This window comes from Sphingobacterium sp. 1.A.5 (assembly GCF_002734235.1).
Classification (GTDB): Bacteria; Bacteroidota; Bacteroidia; order Sphingobacteriales; family Sphingobacteriaceae; genus Sphingobacterium; species Sphingobacterium daejeonense.
The window spans coordinates 203,459-226,492 of the sequence record NZ_PEBA01000023.1 but is presented as its reverse complement, the minus strand read 5'-3'; the positions used below and the strand labels follow the sequence as shown (position 1 = coordinate 226,492).

Annotated in this window: 19 protein-coding genes; 12 read left to right on the top strand and 7 right to left on the bottom strand. The window is 35.0% G+C overall.

What is annotated here, in order from left to right; translation table 11 throughout:
- Positions 1 to 18: 18 nt before the first annotated feature.
- Complete coding sequence (locus tag CRT24_RS11500; protein ID WP_099371379.1) at positions 19 to 2,034, top strand: BCCT family transporter; 2,016 nt, start codon at positions 19 to 21, stop codon at positions 2,032 to 2,034.
- A 117-nt stretch (positions 2,035 to 2,151) separates the two neighbouring features.
- On the opposite strand, the gene CRT24_RS11495 is transcribed toward CRT24_RS11500, so the two are convergent.
- From CRT24_RS11495 to CRT24_RS11470, 6 genes are all read right to left on the bottom strand, one after another.
- Positions 2,152 to 3,057, bottom strand: a complete 906-nt coding sequence (locus CRT24_RS11495; protein ID WP_099371378.1) for a hypothetical protein — start codon at positions 3,055 to 3,057, stop codon at positions 2,152 to 2,154.
- A gap of 145 nt (positions 3,058 to 3,202) precedes the next feature.
- Positions 3,203 to 3,697, bottom strand: a complete 495-nt coding sequence (locus CRT24_RS11490; protein ID WP_099371377.1) for a DinB family protein — start codon at positions 3,695 to 3,697, stop codon at positions 3,203 to 3,205.
- 69 nt (positions 3,698 to 3,766) lie between these two features.
- The gene (locus CRT24_RS11485) at positions 3,767 to 5,785 is read right to left on the bottom strand and encodes an FUSC family membrane protein (RefSeq protein WP_099371376.1); all 2,019 of its coding nucleotides are present in this window, start codon (positions 5,783 to 5,785) and stop codon (positions 3,767 to 3,769) included.
- Between the two features lie 142 nt (positions 5,786 to 5,927).
- Entirely contained in the window at positions 5,928 to 8,618 is a 2,691-nt protein-coding gene (locus tag CRT24_RS11480; protein ID WP_099371375.1) for a hypothetical protein, read from the bottom strand.
- A gap of 310 nt (positions 8,619 to 8,928) precedes the next feature.
- On the bottom strand, positions 8,929 to 10,122 hold the full coding sequence (gene fdhA, locus CRT24_RS11475) for a formaldehyde dehydrogenase, glutathione-independent (protein WP_099371374.1): 1,194 nt from the start codon (positions 10,120 to 10,122) through the stop codon (positions 8,929 to 8,931).
- Between the two features lie 36 nt (positions 10,123 to 10,158).
- Positions 10,159 to 10,560, bottom strand: a complete 402-nt coding sequence (locus tag CRT24_RS11470) for a heme-binding protein (protein WP_099371373.1) — start codon at positions 10,558 to 10,560, stop codon at positions 10,159 to 10,161.
- Positions 10,561 to 10,696: 136 nt separating this feature from the next.
- On the opposite strand from CRT24_RS11470, the gene CRT24_RS11465 reads away from it, so the two are divergent.
- A complete protein-coding gene (locus CRT24_RS11465; protein ID WP_099371372.1) occupies positions 10,697 to 11,596 on the top strand; it encodes a helix-turn-helix domain-containing protein in 900 nt (299 codons plus the stop codon).
- A 74-nt stretch (positions 11,597 to 11,670) separates the two neighbouring features.
- Here CRT24_RS11465 and CRT24_RS11460 read toward each other — a convergent pair whose 3' ends face one another.
- The gene (locus CRT24_RS11460; protein WP_218962617.1) at positions 11,671 to 12,537 is read right to left on the bottom strand and encodes a mechanosensitive ion channel family protein; all 867 of its coding nucleotides are present in this window, start codon (positions 12,535 to 12,537) and stop codon (positions 11,671 to 11,673) included.
- 400 nt (positions 12,538 to 12,937) lie between these two features.
- Between CRT24_RS11460 and CRT24_RS11455 the strand changes: the two genes are divergently transcribed.
- The 10 genes from CRT24_RS11455 to CRT24_RS11410 all read left to right on the top strand — a co-directional run bounded on the left by CRT24_RS11455 (position 12,938) and on the right by CRT24_RS11410 (position 22,905).
- The gene (locus CRT24_RS11455) at positions 12,938 to 14,260 is read left to right on the top strand and encodes a hypothetical protein (RefSeq protein WP_144034570.1); all 1,323 of its coding nucleotides are present in this window, start codon (positions 12,938 to 12,940) and stop codon (positions 14,258 to 14,260) included.
- A gap of 291 nt (positions 14,261 to 14,551) precedes the next feature.
- The gene (locus CRT24_RS11450; RefSeq protein WP_180269121.1) at positions 14,552 to 15,238 is read left to right on the top strand and encodes a sugar phosphate isomerase/epimerase; all 687 of its coding nucleotides are present in this window, start codon (positions 14,552 to 14,554) and stop codon (positions 15,236 to 15,238) included.
- Positions 15,239 to 15,246: 8 nt separating this feature from the next.
- The gene (locus CRT24_RS11445) at positions 15,247 to 16,137 is read left to right on the top strand and encodes an SMP-30/gluconolactonase/LRE family protein (RefSeq protein ID WP_099371369.1); all 891 of its coding nucleotides are present in this window, start codon (positions 15,247 to 15,249) and stop codon (positions 16,135 to 16,137) included.
- A gap of 10 nt (positions 16,138 to 16,147) precedes the next feature.
- Complete coding sequence (locus tag CRT24_RS11440) at positions 16,148 to 17,854, top strand: IlvD/Edd family dehydratase (protein ID WP_099371368.1); 1,707 nt, start codon at positions 16,148 to 16,150, stop codon at positions 17,852 to 17,854.
- A gap of 13 nt (positions 17,855 to 17,867) precedes the next feature.
- On the top strand, positions 17,868 to 18,632 hold the full coding sequence (locus CRT24_RS11435) for an SDR family NAD(P)-dependent oxidoreductase (protein ID WP_099371367.1): 765 nt from the start codon (positions 17,868 to 17,870) through the stop codon (positions 18,630 to 18,632).
- Between the two features lie 46 nt (positions 18,633 to 18,678).
- On the top strand, positions 18,679 to 19,842 hold the full coding sequence (locus CRT24_RS11430) for a Gfo/Idh/MocA family protein (protein WP_099371366.1): 1,164 nt from the start codon (positions 18,679 to 18,681) through the stop codon (positions 19,840 to 19,842).
- A 268-nt stretch (positions 19,843 to 20,110) separates the two neighbouring features.
- Complete coding sequence (locus CRT24_RS11425) at positions 20,111 to 20,854, top strand: hypothetical protein (protein WP_099371365.1); 744 nt, start codon at positions 20,111 to 20,113, stop codon at positions 20,852 to 20,854.
- Between the two features lie 2 nt (positions 20,855 to 20,856).
- Entirely contained in the window at positions 20,857 to 21,495 is a 639-nt protein-coding gene (locus CRT24_RS11420; protein ID WP_144034569.1) for a hypothetical protein, read from the top strand.
- A complete protein-coding gene (locus CRT24_RS11415; protein WP_099371363.1) occupies positions 21,456 to 22,244 on the top strand; it encodes a sensor histidine kinase in 789 nt (262 codons plus the stop codon). Before CRT24_RS11420 ends, CRT24_RS11415 begins: the two co-directional genes overlap by 40 nt.
- A complete protein-coding gene (locus CRT24_RS11410) occupies positions 22,237 to 22,905 on the top strand; it encodes a response regulator transcription factor (RefSeq protein WP_218962616.1) in 669 nt (222 codons plus the stop codon). The genes CRT24_RS11415 and CRT24_RS11410 overlap by 8 nt, the downstream gene beginning before the upstream one ends.
- Positions 22,906 to 23,034 lie beyond the last annotated feature (129 nt).

Here is a 23,034-nt window from a genome sequence, read left to right as displayed (position 1 = left end):
ATAAACTCTTTTTAATTAATGTCAAAACCAAGAAAAATAAAATCAACGCTCAATTCAGGAGTTATTGTTCCCAGTTTAATATTTATTGTTGGGATATGCCTAGCTTCTGCTATCTTTCCTGCAGCCGTTAATGAAGGGTTGAATATCGTCAAGAATTTCATATTCGTTAACTTAAACTGGGTCTACGTTTGGTCGGTAACTATCTTTGTTTTATTTCTGATCTTTTTGATGTTCAGTAAATACGGTGATATTAAATTGGGTCGAAATGATAGTTCACCAGATTATTCCTTTTTCTCATGGATATCTATGCTATTTGCGGCAGGTATGGGAATTGGGTTGATGTATTTTAGTGTTGCAGAACCTATGCAACATTATTCAAATGAGATTTTCTCAAAAAATTCCTATGTCAACAGTGCCAAAAATGCACAGCTGTACACGTTTTTTCATTGGGGCATCCATGCTTGGGCAATCTACGGTATGGTAGGACTTGCCTTGTCTTACTTTGCTTATAGATATAAGCTGCCTTTGTCCCTACGTAGTTGTTTATATCCATTGCTTAAAAACAAGATCCAAGGGCGATGGGGCAATGCTATTGATGTATTTGCCCTATGTAGTACTTTTTTCGGTATAACTACTACATTGGGCTTCGGAGTCGTCCAAATTAATTCGGGACTTGAGATTTTAAATATTGTTCCAAGTACCAGCTTCACCTACCAAATATTGATTGTGGTCACCCTTGTGACTATTTCCGTTATTTCAGCAACAACAGGAGTGGACAAAGGAGTTAGGATATTAAGCAATATCAACATCATGATAGTGATTCTTTTGATGCTATTTGTTTTGTTTTTGGGTCCTACAGTGTACCTTATTGGTAGTTTTACTGAAGGAATTGGAAATTATATCAATAATTTTTTCAGTTTAACATTCAATACTCATGTTTATGAGGAAGCATCATTACCATGGTTTTACAATTGGACAATTTTATATTGGGCATGGTGGATTTCATGGTCTCCTTTTGTTGGGCTGTTTATTGCCAAAATATCCAAAGGACGCTCTATTAGGGAATTTATTGCAGCCGTATTGATTTTGCCAACAGTTTTCAATTTTATGTGGATGTCCGTTTTTGGAAACAGTGCTATTTGGCTTGACAATCATGTTGCCGAAGGTGCATTAAGTGCATTGGCAAATAATCCGGATGCTTTGATGTTCAGGTTTTTGGAATACCTTCCTCTGACAAAGATTATCAGCTTTATGGTAATTGCCATTATCATGATTTTTTTCGTAACCTCTGCTGATTCAGGAATGTTTGTTATGGATAGTATCGCTACTAAAAACGCTAAGATTTCTCCAAAATGGCAAATTGCCGGGTGGGGAATATTATTGGCGGTTTTGGCATTATTTCTTTTGAATGCCGGTGGGTTGGATGCATTGCAAAGTATGACCTTAATTACAGCATTACCTTTTTCAATAATCATAATTATTATGATTGCCTGTTTATTGAAAGCTCTATCAATCGACAAAAAATATTATGAGCAAGAATTCTCCGTGTCAACAGTGCCTTGGTCAGGTAAATTTTGGAAAGATCGATTGAAGCAAATTGTAACCGTGGATTCGCAAAGTGATATTGATAAATATATTGATGATATCGCAAAACCTGCAATTATGGAACTCCAAAATGAATTCAATCAAAATAATGTGGAAGCCAAAATTAATGAAGGCAATGATCCTAAATTTATAGAGATTGAAATTCAATATGATCTACTGAACAATTTTATTTACGGAGTTAGAAACGAATCTAAAGAAGTACCTGAATATTTTCAAACAGAAGAAAATTTGTCAAATATTGAGGAAGGAAAAGCATTCTTCCCTTTAGCCTATTTCGGCGATGCACGACAAGGTTATGATGTGAAATTCTTCACAAAAGATGAGCTAATAGCTGATATCCTTAAGCATTATGAGCGATTTGTGACCATTATATCAGAGGAGAAAAACGAAATGTTTATTAGTAGCAACGCCAATCGCCGAATGAGATAAAAGTGAAATTGATTCGCTTTGACACCGCTATCTGACCGGGAGTTGGTTTTCGCATCCGGCTCCTCAGCGACCGGAGGCCGATCATAAATTCGGCTTCAAAATTAATTGATTAACCATTTAATCTTTTAAGAAGACATAAATTCTTCTAGGTTTATGCCGGTTTGTTAAATAGTTTTCCTTATTAACACTTTCCTGTATAAATTCAATGAGTTGATTTGCAAGCTTTCTATCACCTTTTAATATCCGTGGCTCCTCTAATGTATTTCTAGCAAAGACATAAGACAATAATATATTGACATCAGAAGTGTCTGGTTTATTATAATTTTCAATGTAAACAGGTTGTTCTTTAAATAGACTATCCAAAATATCAAAACTGTATAGCTCTGCTTCTACTTTTCCTTCATTTAAGTATTTTTCTTTATTGATCGGGTCTGTTTTAAAAAATTGATTAATTGGAACACCCATGTCAATAGCTGGTTGCCATTTTTTAAACTTATGTATGTCAATTATTTCTGCAAAATTATTGTCTTCTAAAAATTGTACAGACCCATCTTTTCTTACTATAAACCTAATTGGTTTATTCCAGTTGTATTGGTCTATTTTATTTTTATCAATTTTACCATTTAAATCCTCTAAAAAGATTTTCAGAAATGCATTTATTCCTCCTGGATAGCTTGCAGGTACTTCGTAATTTATAAATCCAAATTCTTCATAGAAAAATGAGGAGAATAATTTATCACTAACTCCATCTTTAAAAAAATAGTAACTATATAAATAGTTCTCTTTTAATGAGCTCTTGATTCTCTCGAAGATTTTAATAATCCTGAATTGGTCATTTTTATTGTACGCAATCAGGTTTTTGTTTGAATCAAGCTCTACTACTATTGAAAATGTGCTGTCATTCTCGAGTCTCGGTTCAACAATTCTCTCAAGATCATCGATTATGGAAATTAGTACAGAATCACTCTGAGCTAAAGAATTTTTGCCAAATAAAATTAGGATAATAATGGTTAGTGTTCTCATACATTAATGATTCAAAAAGGATGAGAATTGCATAAAATTGATTGGAGAAATAAAAAACGTTTCCTAATGTTGGCTCAGCGACCGGGAATTGGTTCTCGCTTCGACTCCGCTAAGCGAATGGGAGTTAGATTTCCACCAATTTTAGCTAGCTGCCGGATATGTTTTCAATTTGATGGTTATGTCTTTGAACATGAACATTGATAAAACTAAGCCATTCATATCTTGTCAGGTATCCGATTTGTGGAAATTCCATATCCTTGCATAAAAGGGTTAAATCTTTGTCATTAATATCAACAAGAAGATTAGTTTTGCAATTCTTAAGTTTTTTAATCAGATCATCTTTTTCGTAAACATCTTTTCTAGGTAGCTGGCTTGGGTCCGCTTGGTATTTGGTATTAAAGTCAAGGAATATCTTGTCTAAAACAGGCACTAGTTCATCAAAAGAACGGTTGATTTCTTCTGTTTGGGAATCAGGGATACCGGAACTACTTATAAGGATATGGTCAACGATCTGACCTACAGTCCAACCTTGGTCTTCTGGCTTTTCGTTTATACTTTCTTCTGAAAGTCCGGAAATTAATTTGATGCTGTGGTCAAATGTATCGTTAAGAACCTTTGATATTTGTTGATTGATTTGCATAGCTATGGTGATTTTTACCTAATTTCCGAAATATTCAGGGAAGAACCACTTGTCCTATGGCAAGTTTTATTAAGAAGTCTTTAATTTAACAGAGAGATTTTTCTTTTCTTTCTTAGTTGCTAGTTGTTGGGAAAGCATTTCAGATTCATCAATCAGCGAATTAATGAAGTTTATCTTTTCTGACATAATTTCCTGTTCCAATGAGATTCCAAGTTTTGTGAGGTTGACAGAAAGCCCAACTAAAAGTGCATTTATTCGATATGCCAGTGTTTGGAAATGAAGAATATCTTCTTTGAGAAATTTGCCTTTCAATGGTTCTTTGGCAAGCTGATCCAAGGAATCGTAAGTTTGTGCCAATGATGCTTGTGTAAACCTTCTAAACAATCTAAGGTCGTAGTAATTAAGGTTGTGGGAATTGAAACTTTCTTGAATTTTTTCAGAATACGACCGAAAATGATGGATTAGTGATTTCGTACTGTGTTCAACACTTCGGTAATGATTTATTGGAATTGCCAAACATCCTAACACTGCAAATATTGATCCCAACAAAGTAAAAGCAAATCTGCTTCCTAGAATGTCGTGAATTTCACCTTCGTGAATATGCTGACCTACAAGAATGGTAATTGTAATAAAAATACAACATACTAAATAATTCGGCTTGTTGAATAGTAAGAAAAGATAAAGGCAAAATGCAGCAATAATAACCAATATCAATAGATTTTTGATCAACAGTAATAGAGTCAAGCTTATTGCAATGCCAATTACTGAACCGATAATACGCTGATAATTTCTTTTCTGAGTAATATGATAACTGGGTCTAGCAACTAAAATAATGGTCAATAAAATCCAAGATGCATATCGATACTCTGGTAGAAAATAACCGATAAGTCCTCCTGCCATCAATAAAATCGCCATACGTACAGCATAAGAAAAGATTGGGGACTTAAAAGAAAGATTCTTTTGAATTGTTTTTATGTTACTTGGTGGTGCGACAAAATCAATGTAGTTTTTGCTGTCCACCAATGTATTATCCTGATAAACCTGTTTTACTTGGATGTTTTGCAAAATATCTGAAATATGTCTTAATTGAGTGCTTATAGAGCATATCAGGTTCCATTTAGCAGGGGAAGCTTCTGCTTCTTCCATTTCCAATTGGAGTAACAGCTCCTCTAATTTTAATCTCCTCGAAGGATTGCTCTTCCTGACTTTGGATGAAATACGCAAAGACTTTGTTTCTTTTGAAAGCAAGGATAGGGACTTTCGGATTAATTTAAGCGTATTTCCGCCTTTTAATGTTTCTCGGATTTGCTCATAATCATTGTCGATTGCCATGAGCAATTCATATAAATCGATTAATTGATATAGTTTCGCAAGCCAAATTTTTGTTTCTTGGTCTTTTTCAGAATGCAATTTTTTGTCCCTTAAAAGAATAGTTCTTATAGTTTCTAATTGGTCGCTGACCTTGATATGCAATGCGCTTAATTCTTTGTAAGCTTTAGTTAAGGGGACTTTTTCATCATAACAATCTACTTTAAGACTGATGAGCTTAGCCATAGTTTTGATGCCGCTCTCTACCGCGAAACGGAGTGATCTGTATGGGCTAAGGTAAACTTGAATAATACAGACAACGAAAAAGAATAGTGCCCCTGCTGTTAAAGACAAACTGAATTGCATGGGGTCAACTGGACGCAGACCAATTGTGAAACTTGCAACGATCAATCCTAGGTTCCCAACGACATTTACCCTGAATCCAAGTAATGCTATAATGGTATAAATAAAACCAAAGATGCCAAGCATTAAAATTATTGTCCAAGAATGAAAATGGAGTGCGAAGGAAATACTGAGAGCAGTAATAAAGAATATCGGTAGGCAATAGGCTGCTGTAGAAAGTTTATCAGTCTTATTTCCAGGAACATCCGTCAATGCCGCCAATAGTGCGCCAACAGCGAAGGCGATTGCAATATGACCATCTATGAAATAAAAGATGAAAGTACTTGGAATTATAACGACCAAAATGTTCCGCAGTGCATCCAGACTTGATTCTGTCCTTAAAAATGATGCAAGCTGTGAAAAAGCAGCTGTAATCAATATTTTATAATTGAATTAATATATTTTGGCGCAAAAATACAAAATTTTAATGGTTTTTAAAATATGATATTGATTAATTATTTTTAACCAATATTAAATTCTGTTTTATAACAGAATTAGTGTTATTTGTTCTGTTCCTAATTTATTTTTTATTGTCAGTAGTTAAGAATTTATAGACTAATCCAAGCATAAAATATTGTCGAAGTGTCGAGGTCCTAAAGAAATATGTTCTATTCCCGCCTGACCCGTAATAATTGGAAACATTTTGATTCAGGATATCAAACGCTGATAATTTCAATTCTCCTTTTCCGAAAACTGGGTAATAAATTGATGCATTGACTAAATGGAGATTTTGTCTTTGTTCATTAACCCCAACAACCTGATTTTTGATCGTGTATGAACTTTCTAATCTGAACTTTTTGACATTGTTCAATAATAAAGTAGCCCCGATACTATGAGAATCATTATTTACATTTCTAAAGTTTTCAGAGCTAAATTTGAATTTTGTGCTGTTAAGTCCATAAGCATACATTGGAGTGAAAGTAAAAGCTTTCTTATAACTAAAAGTGATCGTATTATTCCATGAACCATAGGTCATGTCAGATTTATTTTCCTCTCCATTAACTATAGCATAATTATTAAATATGCTAGCATAGACATAAGTACGATAGCTGAGGTTCCAATCTTTATTCTGTAAAAATGTTTTGGATAAAGAAAGATTGAAATTTCTATTTTTAGTTGGCCCGGATTGATATGCGCCGTTTGTAGAAAAACTGTTTTCAATATTGTATGTTGAAATATTTCCAATACTGTTTGACTCATTATTTTGCGAAATGTAAGTGGAAAAATTGATTTTTGATTTGGTGAAGGTTTTTTGATAGCGTACAGAAAATTTATTGTGAATAGAATTTTCAAAATAAGGGCTTGCTAAAGTTGTATAGGTTGGTGACAGGTCAGAATTGACTGTGATTATTCTATTAAAAAATTGGTTTTCAACAGAACGTTCATATTGGAAAACAAATCCTTTAAACGATAATCTTAAATCAGGTAGCCAATAAGTATTCTTATCTTTAATATTTTCTAGTTTTTGATAATAATCAAAATAATTTGATACATAATGCCATTTGATGCCTAAGGTTATTGGTAGGTCCTTTACTGCGGTGATATTCCATCTTGTCCCTATCTGATAGGTGTTGATCTTTAGACCTTTATTGTTAGCTATATCATTTCTTTCCTGGAAAATGTCCGAATTAACTTTATTCTGTATATCCTCGACGGATTTTTGATTATTTATTATTTGTCTTCCATAAAAATCAATATTTGCTTTTTTCTTTATTGGAATCTGAATATTTACTCTGTTTTCTAAATTTAAATATCCTGTCGTAGAGTTCAATATTTGATGTTGGTTAATAAGACTGTCATTAAATAAATAGTACCGTTCGTTGGTTATATTATCGCGATTTACCTTGCCATCACGGCTACTTATTGAATTGTTAATGCTTAAAAACCATTTGTTCTTGAATTTCTTTTCGTAATTAAAATTATGATTAAAGTTGTTGCTGTGGTTGTTGGAGACGGAATTGTTATTGCCTTCTAGTATCGAAATATTTTCTCCTCTCCATCTATTTGACGAACCCGAATAATTAGAAGTATGTTTATTATTGTTTAGGTTCGTAGAATAGGATATTTGCGAGGTTGTGTCGATATGGTACCTTATCAAAGCTCTGAGTTCATGATTGGAATTTTGGTTTTCGTTATTCGATTTCCCAGTAGAATTTTCTTGAATGTCATTCAAGAAAATTTCAGAGTTATTTTCACTGTCATCGTAAAAGTCATTCTGACGAAAATTGTACATGAGATTGGTCTTTAATTTTTTCTTAATGTCATAGTTCAAGTTAATGCCGGCAGATATTTGATTCATAAGACCGTTGCTCCCATAACTGACATAATTATGGTTTTCGGCTCTACCCATTCCACCATGTTCACTTAATTCTGAATAATCAAATCCCTGTCTGTTGATGTTGTTCGCAAAACCTATAAAACTTACCTGAAGCGTATCTCTGAAGGTATTCACCAAAGCTCCTGATTCGTATCTGTCACGGGTGGCAGCACCTCCGTAAAATTTTCCGAAATTAGCTTTGAGAAACTCCTTTTTCATTTTTAGGTTTAAGACGATAGGAAGCTCTGAATCATCTATAATTTCTCTCTTAGATTCTCCTTTATCCTTAATAAATTGGACAATATCGATTAAGGACGCATCAAGATTCTTGGTTGCAATCTTCAAATCTTGAGCAAAAAAATCTTTATTGTTAACCCGAATTCCAGTCACTTCTCTCCCTTGATAAATAATAGAACCATCAGCATTTACTTGAAGTCCTGGTAAAATGCTCAAAAGTTCCTCAACAGTAGCGTTTGGGCGAGTTTTAAAATATTCAGCCTTATATTCTAATGTATCTCCGTTCATTCGGATAGGAGGTGAAACAGTGATTTGAATCTCCTCAATGGAATTACCTCCTAAAATTATACTATCAAGATTTAATTTTTCATTGGGTTTTAGATTCAATCGCCTGCTAAATGGTAAACTATTAACATGAGATATAAAGAATACTAGATTTTTATTAGTTGGAATTCTGACTAGATCGAATTCTCCCTTTGAGTTTGTAAGGCCGTATGTCAATACTATGGAATCTTGTTCTGAGACTATGCTAACAGTTGCTTTTTCTAAAGGTTTTCTCTCAAAATCAAAAACAGCGCCTTTAATCGTTGCATTGTTTTGGGCATAAGAAAGTGAAAGTATAATACTCAGTAAAAAGGTCAGGTAGAATTTCGGCATAAAGGCTAGATTTGGTTACCCTAAATTAATACTTAAAAATGAAATTTAATTCAGGAGAAATTGATTTAACATTATTTAGCATTTATCTCAAGTCTGAGAATTGTTTTTTTCAATCGTAATTAATTTAAAAAACCTCAACTATTGTTGAGGTTTTGTTTTCATGTGTAAATGTAGATGTAGTCCTTAACTATTATTAAAGATAATAGTCTTCGGAAAGGTCAAAAATTTTTATGTGTTATTGCATAGTTTTAAAAAAAGGCAAGGAAAAAATCTGCGAGCTCCTTGCCTTAGATTGGTACTATGCAAACAATTATGCTCTAATCATTCCGTGCGGATCGATCACGTATTTCCTAGCTGCTCCTTTGTCGAAGTCAGCATATCCTTGTGGTGCATCATTCAATGATATCACCTGTACATTAACCGCATCTGCAATCTTAATTTTATCATATAGTATGGCATTCATCAATTGACGGTGATATTTCATCACCGGACATTGGCCAGTATGGAAGCAGTGAGATTTCGCCCAACCTAAACCAAACCTTATTTTTAGGTTTCCTTGTTTTGCAGCTCCGTCTACGGCTCCGGGATCTTCAGTCACATAAAGACCTGGAATTCCTATTGCTCCACCTGCGCGCGTAATTTCCATAGCTTGATTTAATACAACCGCAGGTTGCTCTTCAGAACTGCCGCCATGGGAATGCGCTCTAGCTTCAAAACCGACACAATCAACAAAACAGTCTACTTCTGGTACTCCGACAATAGCTGCTATTTGATCTGCAAGTTCTACATCTGTGTTAAGGTTTACGGTTTCACAGCCAAAACTTCTAGCTTGTTCCAATCTTTCCTCATTAAGGTCGCCAACTATGACAACTGCTGCCCCCAGCAAATGGCAACTTGCAGCACATGCCAATCCTACTGGGCCAGCACCCGCAACATATACAACCGAACCTGGACCAACACCTGCTGAAACAGCACCGTGAAATCCAGTAGGGAAGATGTCGGAAAGCATAGTCAGGTCCTTGATGTAAGCTAATGCTTGGTCGTTGTCTGGAAATTTCAACAGGTTGAAATCCGCGTACGGAACCATTACATATTCAGCTTGTCCTCCGACCCATCCGCCCATGTCCACATAGCCGTAAGCCGCGCCAGGACGCGAAGGATTTACATTCAAACAAATTCCTGTCTTGCCTTCCTTACAGTTCCTACATCTTCCGCAAGCAATGTTGAAAGGTACTGAAACAATATCTCCAACTTTTATAAATTCCACATCTCTACCTACCTCCACAACTTGGCCCGTAATCTCATGCCCTAAGACAAGGCCTGCGGAAGCAGTTGTTCTGCCTCGAACCATATGCTGATCCGAACCACAGATATTCGTGGAAACAATTTTTAGTATAACCCCGTGTTCACATTTTCGATCTCCTAATGCCAATTTAGGATAATCTATTTCTTGTACTTGAACCTCGCCTGGACCCATGTACACAACTCCATGATTTTGACACATAACTTTTGAGTTTAAGTGTTTAAAAATTGATTTAAATTACAGTGCAGAAGCTCCAGCTGACGCTACAGCATGGTCATCCTCAACCGTACTTCCACTGACACCTACGGCTCCGATGATATTGCCACTTCCATCTTTGATTACCACGCCACCAGGGAATGTAATCAACCCATTGTTGGAATGTTCGATGTTGTATAGTGAACCCCCGGGTTGAGAAAGTTTGCCAATCTCGCCAGTGTCCATATTGAAATACCTAGCTGTACGAGCTTTCTTTTGGGAAATATCAATTGAACCCAACCAAGCATCGTCCATTTTGTTGAAAGCAACCAGATTGGTGCCAGCATCTACAACAGCAATATTCATTTTTACGCCTAATTCTTCCGATTTTTTAATAGCAGCATCCACAACTTTTCGTGCTTGCTCTAATGTGATGTTACTCATAGTTTTTAAATTTTAAGTTTATATCCATAAAGTTATTCTATGTGCAAGAAGGATTGTGTAAGTATAGTTTCATTAAGTATTACTATAGTCCCAAAATAAAATTTTAACTTTATGTTACCGTTAATCAATAGTTGTTATGAGTAATACCATCGACCTATTGTCCATTCAAACTCCCGAACATCTACGAAGTGGGCAAGAGCATCAAACACGTTTCGATTGTGGCGAGTTTGAGGTCAATATTTTTGAAACGTTCCAGTCATCTACCAAAGTGAAAATCACCTATGAAGGCCTGTCCATTTCAAGTATGATCCGGGGGCATAAAACAGTTTACACCAAAGAAGGGGAAACCTTTAAATTCTTGCCTGGTTCTTCACTAATATTGCCTGAAGGAGAGACTATTTTCGCTGATTTTCCAGAGGCAGATCTTAAAAATCCAGTCCAGTGTGCAACCATCCTGATCTCAAAGGACTCCCTTGAAAGTCAATTGAAATTCTTGAATATTAATTATCCAGAAGGCCAAGACTGGACTTTGGATTTTTCGAACTTTCACTTCAACAATAATTCAGGCTTGGTCCGTGCATTCAACGAACTGTTACATGTCGCTACTCAAGACGAACCTAACCTTCCTTTGAGTGACTTATTGTTGAAGTCTTTGCTGATTCGCATAATTGAATCCCAAAAGGAACACTTAAAAGAACAGAATAGCATTACTGCAAAGAGCCAGTTGCATGTTATCAAGAATTATATTAAGGAAAATTTAGGGCAGACATTGAGCTCAGAAATTTTGATGAAGGTTGGCAACTGTAGCAAAAGTACCTTGCACAGAATGTTTGAAACCTATTGTGGAAAAACACCTGGAGCATATATCCTACAAGAAAGAATGGTGAATGCCCGGAATTTATTGTTGCAGGCAGATTCAAATATTTCTGACGTAGCCTATCAGACAGGATTCAGTTCCTTAAGCTATTTTGTAAAACAATTCAAGGCTTTTCATAATTGTACTCCCGGGGATTTTATTAAAAAATTTGGCAAGTAAAATCTAAGATTTTATAAAATAAGAAACCCCAACAATGGTCGGGGTAACTTGGATATAAATATATGTAGTTTAGTCTAATTGTTTGATCTGTTGACAATGACATTATGAGGGATTGGTCCTTCAATGTTATTACTGTCAAAAGCTTTTTTTACTAATTCTTGAACTTCAAAATAAACTGTCCAATAATTGTCTTGGGTAGTGTAGGGTCTGATTGCCAATGTAGTCATGCCATCGGCAACTTCTAATACGCTTACTTCAGGAGTAGGTTCTGCCAATACCATAGCATGTTGCTTCATAGCCCCAATAGCAACTTCTCTGGCCTGATCGATATTTTGATTAACTGAAATAGCCATTTTCAAATCTACCCTTAGATTACCATGAGTATTATAGTTAGTAATTACACCTGTTGAAAGGGCTCCGTTTGGAAGAATAATTGTTTTATTTTCTGGAGAAAGGATGGTAGTATTAAAAATTCCAATTTCAGTGACAAGACCCAAACTGTCTTGTGCTTCAATTAAATCGCCTACTTTGAAAGGTTTAAAAACCATTAACATAACACCACCTGCTAAATTTCCCAATGATCCATTCAGTGCTGCCCCGATAGCAAGACCTGCTCCAGCCAATAGTGCAGCAAAACTTGTAATATTTACTCCCAACATGCCAATTATAGCAAGGAACATCAGAATAGTTAATGTAACCTTGACAATTGATACCAAGAATTTTTGAAGGGAAACATCGAAATTCTTGTTCGATAGCATCTTTTTGATAATTGCGCCGATACGACCAATAAGCCATTGTCCAATTAAATAGACCAAAATAGCGCCAAGTACTTTCGGAGCGTAGGCAAGAGCCATGTCTTTAATCTTCTCCATCCATATGCTGCCTTGGTCGAGAAGGCCGCTTGCTACGGGAAGGGTACTGTCAATCTGTAATAATTTCATAATAGAACTTTTTAATTCTCTAAAAGAAAAATTCATGCCATTTTAATGAATTTATGTAGTAAAATATCTACTAATAATTTAATTAATAAGTTAAACAGGGAGTAATAGTTTAAAATTTAAATAGTTAAGTACTGTGTTGTTTAAATTTTATTAAAAAATAAAGGTGATTACCGAGCTTTGACTTCTCTGAAAATATAAGATTGTATATTTTTTAATTTTTTCCTGTGCATTTTTTAATCCATTTGCATCATTTATAAAAAATTGATGACTGATTTTTTAAATGCAAATAATAATAAAACATTATTATCACCATTTCCTAAATTGAAAATTGTATTTTTAATTATACATCAAAAAATTGTTTGAATACCTTATAAAACCTGCATCTGTCAAATCACATATTATGAGCGATAAATTTTTAATTGATGAACAAACTCTAAAAGACATTCAACTCCGGGATAGACATAGCCGTACCATTTTAGAATTTTTTGACAATACCATCACAGATGGAGGCATGTTCTATCTAATGGATATCTTTTATAACCCCGTGCTAGATGTCAATATTATTAAAGATAGGCAGATCAAAATCCGCCGATTGGAACCTGTTGCAGATGAAGACTTCCTTTTTTATCGGGTGATAGTAAAGGATTTAGAGAAATATGTGAAATCATCTCATTCCGGACGGGCCGCCTCATTAACACTGATGGATTTTATAGGAGTCAGAACTCCGGCATATTATTATAAAAAGAGATCCATACAAGAAGCCTGTGATTTTATGATTAAATGTCAGAATTATTATAAGAAAATCAATCAAGATGTAGCTTATCCAGATGTTGAAAATATTATTCAGTTGATTGAAGATTGTCTTTCCTTGATCTTTAAGAAAAAGAAATATGATGCTGATAAATTAAGGATCAATATATTTAATATTGAGAATTTTGATAAAATGATCCGATACACATTGGCACCTAAAATCAAGAAGATAATTGAATTCTTTTATGAAATTGATGCCTTCCTTTCTGTTGCCAAAGTCTCTAAAGCTCATAATTTCTGCTATCCAGAGGTATTTCCAAAAAACGAAACCGGAGTTATAGAAATGAATGGAGTATATCATATCTTTCATAAAAATCCAGTGGTAAACGATGTCAGAATGGAAAGGGACAAAAAGATTTGGTTTTTGACAGGAGCAAATATGGCCGGAAAATCTTCTATTATAAAAACCATTTCAACGGCTCTTTATCTTACGCATATTGGATTTCCTGTTCCTGCGGAATCTATAAAAACGGATTTAATCGATGGAGTATTTACAAGTATCAATTTACAGGATAATCTAGAACTTGGGTATAGCCACTTTTATGTAGAGGCCATGCGTCTGAAAACCATAGTAGACCAATTGCCCAAAGACTCAAATGCCGTTATCATCCTAGATGAGCTCTTTAAGGGGACTAACCACAGCGACGCCTCAAACGCAATCTTGAGAGTGCTTGAAAATCTTGCCTCTGTAGACGGACCTTATGTAATTGTTTCATCCCATATCACTGAACTTTCAAAAGAACTGGAACATATTCCATCCATAGGGTTTTTCAAAATGAATATTGAAAGTGACCCCGAAGGACTCCCTATTTTTACATATAAAATCAAAGAAGGAGTGGCTGAAGAAAAATTGGGAATGTGGCTGTTGAAAAAAAGCGGCGCATTTGAATCTATTGATAAACTGAAGAGTTAAATAATTTATAAGTATCTAAATTATTTCATAAAAACACCTTTAAACTTTATAAAGGTGTTTTTTTATTATGTATTTTTAATGATATACAATTATTGCTCGCAATTTTTTGCAGCAGCCTAAACCACAAATGTCATGAAAATTAATAGCTTAAAATAAATTGCCTTTAATCTGTTATTAATATGTATTTCAACTCTCACCTTCAGTTGTTCTAATATAAAAAAGGAAACTCCTTCAAACATCAAGATTGGAGTTGCGTTATACTCTTTCAATAAATTTTCATTTGTTGATGCTGTGGAAAAGGCTAAGTCAGCAGATGTTAATTTAGTGGAGGGATTTTCATTCCATGAACTGGGAGGACAATTTGGAACAAAAAGATTGTTAGACCTATCTGATGAAGAAGTTGGACAACTTAAGAAAACCTTAGATTCAACTAAGATGACCATGCCGTCTATCTATGCTGATGCCAAGACTCTAGAAGAATGGAAGCATCTATTTGATCAAGCAAAAAAAATTGGATTAAAATTTATGGTTGGTGAACCTGACCCTCAATTTCTAGATGATATCAATAGAATGGCTGGTCAATATCAAATGAAGTTCGCCATACATGAGCATGCTAAAGGATTAAGTAAATATTGGCATCCAGATTCTGCATTGGCAGCTATTAAAGACAGAGAAAATCTGAAAATCTGTGCTGACATAGGTCATTGGGTACGTAGTGGATTGGACCCTGTAGAATGTTTGAAAAAAGTTCAAGGAAATGTAATCAGCGTCCATGTAAAAGATTTAGACTCATTTGGAAACCTAAATGCAACAGATGTCAATATCAGCACTGGAATTATAGATTATCCCAAAATCTTTGAAGAACTGAAACGGCAACAATTTGATGGGTATGTTTTCATAGAATGTGAACATGATTGGGAAGATAATTTAAAAGATGTAAAAGAATCCGTAAATTATATCACCCAAGTATCAAAATAAACTAAACTATGCATACACAAAAAACGATTGAAACCCTGCATTCTCCCATTAACCAACATGGTGAGGGGCCAATTTGGCATATTGGGCGTCAATCAGTTTTTTGGGTTGATATTCTTTCTGATCAAATCCTGGAATATAATTGGAATCAAAAACAAGTTTTTACTTATCCGAATGCAAAAATGGTTTCTGCCATATTTGAAATAGAGGGACAAAATGATTTTTTGTTGGCAACTATACAAGGAGGTCTTGCAGAATATGATCTAAATAAAAAATCGTGTATAGTATTTAATGACCTGAATATAGACTGGAAAGAAACTCGCTGCAATGATGGTGCAGTAGATCCAGATGGAAATATATGGTTCAGTACAACTCATATTGATCATGAAGAAGGAGCAGGAGATTTATTTTATTTAAAACCTAATGGCGAGATTATTAAAATTTTGGAGAAGCTGAGCATTTCAAATGGTCCCTGTTGGACTCCTATTGCGAATAATATGTATCATACTGATAGTGGGAGTCGAATTATTAAAGAATACAATCTTTACAATAATGAATGGAGGGCTACATCTAGGCAGATTCAGATTTCTGAAAACCTTGGATTTCCGGATGGCATGGCAATGGATTTAAATGGAGTATTATGGGTAGCCATTTGGGGAGGATTTGCTGTTGTAGGTTATGATACTGATACTGGTAAAATGGTTGCAAAAATCGATCTGCCTGTTCCCCATGTATCATCATGTGCATTTGTAGGTCCAAATTTAGACACCTTATTTATAACAAGTTCAAGAAAAGGACTGACAGATACTGAATTGGAAAAATACCCTGATAGTGGAAAAGTATTTATGGTTCAGATGGACTCCAAAGGAATGGAGATGAAAGCATTTAATAAGAAATTTTAAACACCTAATTATGAAACTCAGAAGTAAAGAATGGTTTGGTAGAAAAGGAAAGGACGGATTTATTTATCGTGCCTGGATGAAGAATCAGGGTATTCCTGCGGATATGTTTGAAGGAAAGCCGGTTATTGGGATCTGTAATACATGGTCTGAACTAACCCCATGTAACGCTCATTTCCGTGATTTGGCGGAGGCCGTAAAAAAGGGAGTTTTAGAAGCAGGGGGATTTCCTGTTGAGTTCCCAGTGATGTCACTTGGGGAAACATTGATGAAACCAACTGCCATGCTGTTCAGGAATTTGGCGAGCATGGATGTTGAAGAGTCTATCCGGGCAAATCCAATTGATGGTGTGGTATTGTTATGTGGTTGTGATAAAACAACTCCATCTTTGGTGATGGGGGCCTGCAGTGTTGACCTCCCTACATTGGTAGTTTCTGGAGGAGCAATGTTAACTGGTAAATTTCAAGGAAAGGATATAGGTACTAGTGATGTATGGCGTTTTGCGGATGCTTCCAAACAAGGCACAATAACAGAAGAGGAAATGAATCAAGCAGAGGCAGGAATGTGTCGGAGTGCGGGTCATTGTGCTGTAATGGGTACGGCATCATCGATGGCAAGTATGGTGGAAGCATTAGGATTGACATTGCCAGGAAATGCAGCAATCCCTGCAGTCGATGCGAATAGAAAAGTATTGGCAAGAATGTCAGGAAGAAGAATTGTTGAAATGATTAAGGAAGATTTAAAAATGTCTAAAATCCTGAAACGCGAGGCTTTTGAAAATGCAATCATGGTAAACGCTGCTATAGGTGGGTCTACCAACTTTGCTATTCATTTGATGGCAATCGCCGGTAGGATAGGTGTCGAGCTTGATCTTGAAGATTTTGACAAATATTCTAAGGGTGTTCCATTAGTTGCTAATCTACAACCTTCAGGGAAATTCTTTATGGAGGATCTTTATTATGCAGGTGGAATTCCTGCTGTCATGAATAGTATTCAAAAATTCCTGAATACAGATGCACTGACAGTAAATGGTAAAACCGTAGGAGATAATAGCTCAGACAAAAAGAGCCTCAACGACACCGTTATATCAACCATTGAAAATCCTTTCAATCCATTGTCCGGCATTGTTGTATTGAAAGGAAATTTATGTGAAAATGGCGCTGTCATTAAACCTTCTGCTGCAACTCCAGCACTCATGAAACATACTGGTAAAGCAGTTGTTTTTGAAGATATAGAGGATTATAAAGTCAAAATAGACTCTTTAGATTTGGATGTTGATGAAAACAGTGTTTTGGTGCTAAAAAATGTAGGGCCTAAAGGTTATCCCGGAATGCCCGAGGTGGGTAATATGGGGATCCCTAAAAAACTATTGGATAAAGGAGTTGTCGATATGGTGAGGATTTCAGATGGTCGAATGAGCGGGACAGGTTTTGGAACCGTTGTTCTGCATATCTCACCAGAATCAGCAGTAGGTGGAATGTTAGCATTTGTGCAGAATGGTGATATGATTGAACTTGATGTAAAAGCTAGACAATTGAATCTTTTGGTGGCAGATGAGGAATTGGCAAAAAGAAAACAAAATTTAAAGTTAGACCTTAATAAATATACAAGAGGATATTGCAAATTATATGTGGATCATGTTGAACAATCGCATTTAGGAGCTGACCTAGACTTTTTAAAAGGAGGATCCGGCAGTGAAGTGTTAAGAGATTCACATTAATAATTAAATAAGAATGGATAAAAAAAGATTTGCAAATAAAACAGCAATAGTTACTGGTGCGGGCAAAGGTATTGGCTATGAAATAGCCAAATGTTTAGTTCTTGAAGGTGCTACGGTAATCTTAAATGACGTGGACCTAGAATTAAGCGAGAAAGCAGCCAATGAAATTTCTCAGTTAGGCACTTGTATACCTTTTTCTGGTGATGTAGCTGAAGCTGATTTTAATAAGGAACTTGTGGAATTTGCTATAGCTCGGACGAATTCACTAGACATTGTGATGGCAAATGCTGGAATTACATTATTCGGTGGTTTCTTGGACTATAAGCCGGAGGATCTATATAAAGTTTTACAAGTAAATATTGGTGGAGCGTTTTTCTTGGCTCAAGCTGCAGGCAAATATTTGATCGATAATAAAAAGAAAGGATCGATTTTGTTCACTTCTTCAGTTACAGGACATCAGGCGCATAAAGATCTTGCTGCTTATGGGATGACTAAAGCAGCGATTGAGTTGTTGGCTAAGCATTTGGTCCTTGAATTATCACCTTATGGAATTAATGTGAATGCAATAGCACCAGGAGCCACATTGACCGAAAGAACATTGGAAGATCCTGATTATGTTCGAACCTGGGCTAATTTAACTCCAATAGGCTCTGCTGCAAGTCCTAATGATATCGCACAGGCAGCTTTGTTTTTGGTGAGTGATGAAGCTCGACATATTACTGGACAGACCTTAGTGGTGGATGGTGGATGGACATCTGTTAGTCCTTCACCTTTTTAAAAAAGCAATTTTGAATTTCGATAAATACTGGTTTAAATGTTTGATTATGGAAAATAGAAAATTGAGAATGGGAATGATTGGTGGCGGACAAGGTTCTTTTATTGGAGCGGTACATCGATCTGCTGCTCTGTTAGATGGAAAAATTGATTTGGTTTGTGGAGCTTTCAGCTCTCGGCCAGATGTTGCAATTGATTCTGGGAAAGATCTTGCACTTCCTTCTGATCGAGTTTACTCCTCTTTTCAGGAAATGATTGAGAGAGAAAGAGAATTGCCAGAAGATATCAGGATGGATTTTGTGTCAATCGTAACTCCAAACAACGTTCATTTTGAACCCGCAGTCCTTGCGTTGAAAAATGGCTTTCATGTTGTAATAGATAAGCCAGTTACATTTACACTCCAAGAAGCAGAGGAATTGGCAAAGGTTGTGGAAGAAACAGGCATGATGCTATGTCTGACACATACCTATGTAGGATATCCAATGGTGAAGCAAGCAAAAGAACTCGTTGATCAAAATAAAATCGGTAAAATTCGTAAGATCATGGTGGAATATCCACAAGGTTGGTTGAGCAAAGGAATTGAAAATACAGGCAGTGTTCAGGCAGCATGGAGAACAGATCCTCAAAGAAGTGGTAAAAGTGGTTGTATGGCAGATATAGGTACGCATGCTGCTCACCTTGCTGAACATGTTTCAGGATTGAAAATTACACATCTATGCGCAAACCTCAATATTTATGGAGAAGGAAGGTTATTGGATGATGACGGCGATGTATTGCTTAAGTTTGAGGATGGGGCAACTGGTGTTTTAAGTGCCTCGCAAGTAGCAACCGGTGAAGAAAATGCCTTAAAATTGAGGATATATGGAGAAAAGGCTGGATTGGAATGGCGACAGGAAGAACCAAATACACTCCTGGTTAAATGGGTGGATCAACCAATTCAGATTTATAGAACCGGTGGAAACCAAGGCTATCCCTTAGCAAAATATACCTCAGCATTTACGCGAACACCAACCGGACATCCAGAAGGATATCTGGAAGCATTTGCAAATATCTATCAGTCTTTTGCGGTAAGACTCTTGAAGGAAATTAACGGAGATAACCAACAGGTGGATTTCCCTGAATATCCAGGAATAGAAGAAGGAATCCGAGGAATGAAATTTATTGATAAAATAATCGAATCCAATGACTCAGATGAAAAATGGACAAGATTTTAAATTAAAACTTTAAAAATGAATTTTTTGAGAGGATAGATTTCATATTAAAAATTTTTCCATTACGAGATATAAACAAATTTTAATAGTTAATCCATTGGATTAACTATTAAAATTAATTATAAAATATTATGATATAAAAATCTATAAATTGAATAATTATAATTCTATAAATTATTAATAATCAATATGTTGTAATTTAAATAATAGGATGGGTTGATTGCTTGACAGGTATAGATTATGTATATTTATACAATTAAACTAATCAATCATGCTAACTAGAAAAGACTGTCAGAAAGCACTCAAAAAGTGGCAATCTTCTAAAAAAAATTTAAATGAAGTTTTACGGCTTTTTCCATCTAATAATGTTTTCGTAATTACAAGGGAAGATATTCAATGGATTAAGAAAAACAACCAAGCAGATTACTTTCATATTTTTGTTGGAGTACATGAACGCAAGGCTGTTTTAATTTATTCTCCTATTGATGCCTCAGGTGCAGATGTCAAACTCCAAGAATATCCATTTTCATACTTAACTGAGCTTGATAGGGAATTGAGATTTGTAGAAAAAGAAGTCACTACACTGACAAAAATTGCAATCCTTTCCAAAGACCTAAAAGTTATTTCTAAAATTAACAAAGAAAAATTACCTCTTCCATCACATGATATCGAATGTCAAGATCTTATTTTAAAAGAAATTGAAGATTGGAGAAATAATGCTGCTGACTGGTTCTTTAAACAGGTTAGTGAGTCAAAAGGTGAAGGGATTTTCAATATGTTTACCGTTCCGATTGAAGATATCGGAGCAGGAGAATGTGATGTAATCGCATTATTTGCATTTAAATATTCCAAGGTTTATAATCAATTCCTTCCGACCATCATTTTTGTACAAGATGAAAGTGAACTATTCGAAAATTCTAACTTTTTATCTGTTCAAAGTAATGTCTTCAACTGGTCTCAGCCATGCCCGCCATTCTGTCGAGATAAGGATAAATTAACGATTCAAGAAGATTAATTATGTTGTTTTTATACGTGACCATAGGAATTTCTAACGTCATGTTATTCTTGGCTAGTATTTGGAATATTAAAGACCATTTTAAATATTCCGACCCAGGAAGAAATCTAAGGATGTTCTTGATGTTTTTGTTGGCAATTGAAATCATATCAAAACTCTTTATCTACTTTCTGTATGCTACAGATATGAAATTCCTATTTAATATTTTTGTAGCTGGGGAACTCTTACTATTAACAAATTTCACCAACAGTCTTGCACCTCATAAAAATCAATTCTCAAAATTATATTTGGGAACATTCCTTTTATTGATTGCCGCTTCAGTGTACAATGAATTTCAACCCATTTTTTGGATGAAATGGATCAAACCAATATCGAATATTATTATTGTGCTTGAACTTGGAAGATGTCTGCTCTTTTCATTGAAAGCAGGTTATCAAAACCACTCTAAGAAATTGTTTTATGTGCAATTTGCCCTCTTTCTTTATTATTTTGTATCAACGATATTATTTCTTGTATTAAATCAATTGCAATCTCTGAACATAGAATATGCCGGATATTTATGGTCCATCAATAATATATTGTCTTGTAGTTTATATGCCGTATGCCTTTATTATTTCTACTCTACGCGAAAATCTATATAGAGATCTATGAAATTTCTATATTGTTGATATTGGCAATTATTATTGTCGTATTTGTTTTCCTATTGTATAATCAATATTATAGGAGACTACAAGAAGAGAATAATTTGAGACATCAACAGGAATTGCAATTTGAGGTAGATTCGAAGGCATTGGCAATCAATACGCAGGAAGAAGAAAGAAAAAGAATTGCAAGGACGCTACATGATGAACTAGGTAATAAATTGCAAGTGCTTAAGCTTAATTTAAACAGTTTCCAGGAGCAATTGGATTCAGATCAATTTTTGGTTTTTAGAGAAAAATTGGACGGATTAATAGATACAACGCGAGAGATATCTCATAGAATGTATCCGGTGAACCTAGAATATTTTGGATTGGTACTCACGTTAGAAGAAATGGAAAGTAATCTTGTCGGATATGATTATAAGCTATTCTTATTACGGCCATATACTGAAAGACCTTTAAGCTTTGAAGTTCAAGTCTACAGAATAATCCTGGAGTTTGTCAATAATACTATTAAGCACGCCCATGCAAACAAATTGCAAATTTATATCAGAGATACAGGTACTAACATATCATTTTTATTGAAAGATAATGGGAGGGGGTTTTCTATGGATAATAAAAAAGGAATGGGTCTTTCGAATATGAATACAAGGGTAGAATTACTTAATGGTAAATCAAAGCTGAGCTCGTCGATTGGAAAGGGAACAAGGTTAATTATGGTTTTCTCTAAGCATGAAGGTCATGAATGAGATTAAAATTGCATTAATGGATGATGAGTCATTATTCATCGAAGGATTGAGTCTGCTTATAGAAAGAATTCCAAATTGTAAGGTTGTTTATAAAAACAGTGATTCATCCACTTTAATGGACGATTTCTACAGCTTGCCTGAAATTGAAATTCCGGATATTCTACTTTTGGACATTCAGATGGAACCAATCTCAGGGCTTGAGTTGGTAGAGAAAATTTTGCCAAATTTTCCCAAGGTTAAAATCCTGATCCTTTCTTCTCATTATAAATCTAATATGATTGGTCATATGTTGAAGCTTGGAGTCTCTGGGTTTCTTCCTAAAGTAATTGATACCGAAACATTAAAAAATGCTATTCAAACTGTTTATCAAACTGGAGTATATGTTTCAGCGTCAGACTATCAATTACTGCATCAATATCTAAACAATCCAAATAAAAAAGTATCATTTGACCTAAAAGATCAATTGACAGAACGAGAAATTGAAGTGATCCGTTTAATCTGTGAAGAATATACCAATATAGAAATTGCTGAACAATTGTTTCTCAGTAAGCGTACTGTAGAAAGTCACAGACAGCGGATATTAGATAAATTAGGATTGAAAAACACTGTTGGGTTAGTAATATATGCCTTAGCCAATGAAATATTCGTCCCCAAAAAGTAAGTGATTGCGTATAAATACTGAATCCTAAATTTCAGTTTTTTCGCTCTAGCTACTGAATGATTGAGTCCTTAAATTTGATATATCAAGAGAGTAATAGCTTGAATATTATTTTAACCTCAAGAATTCGAT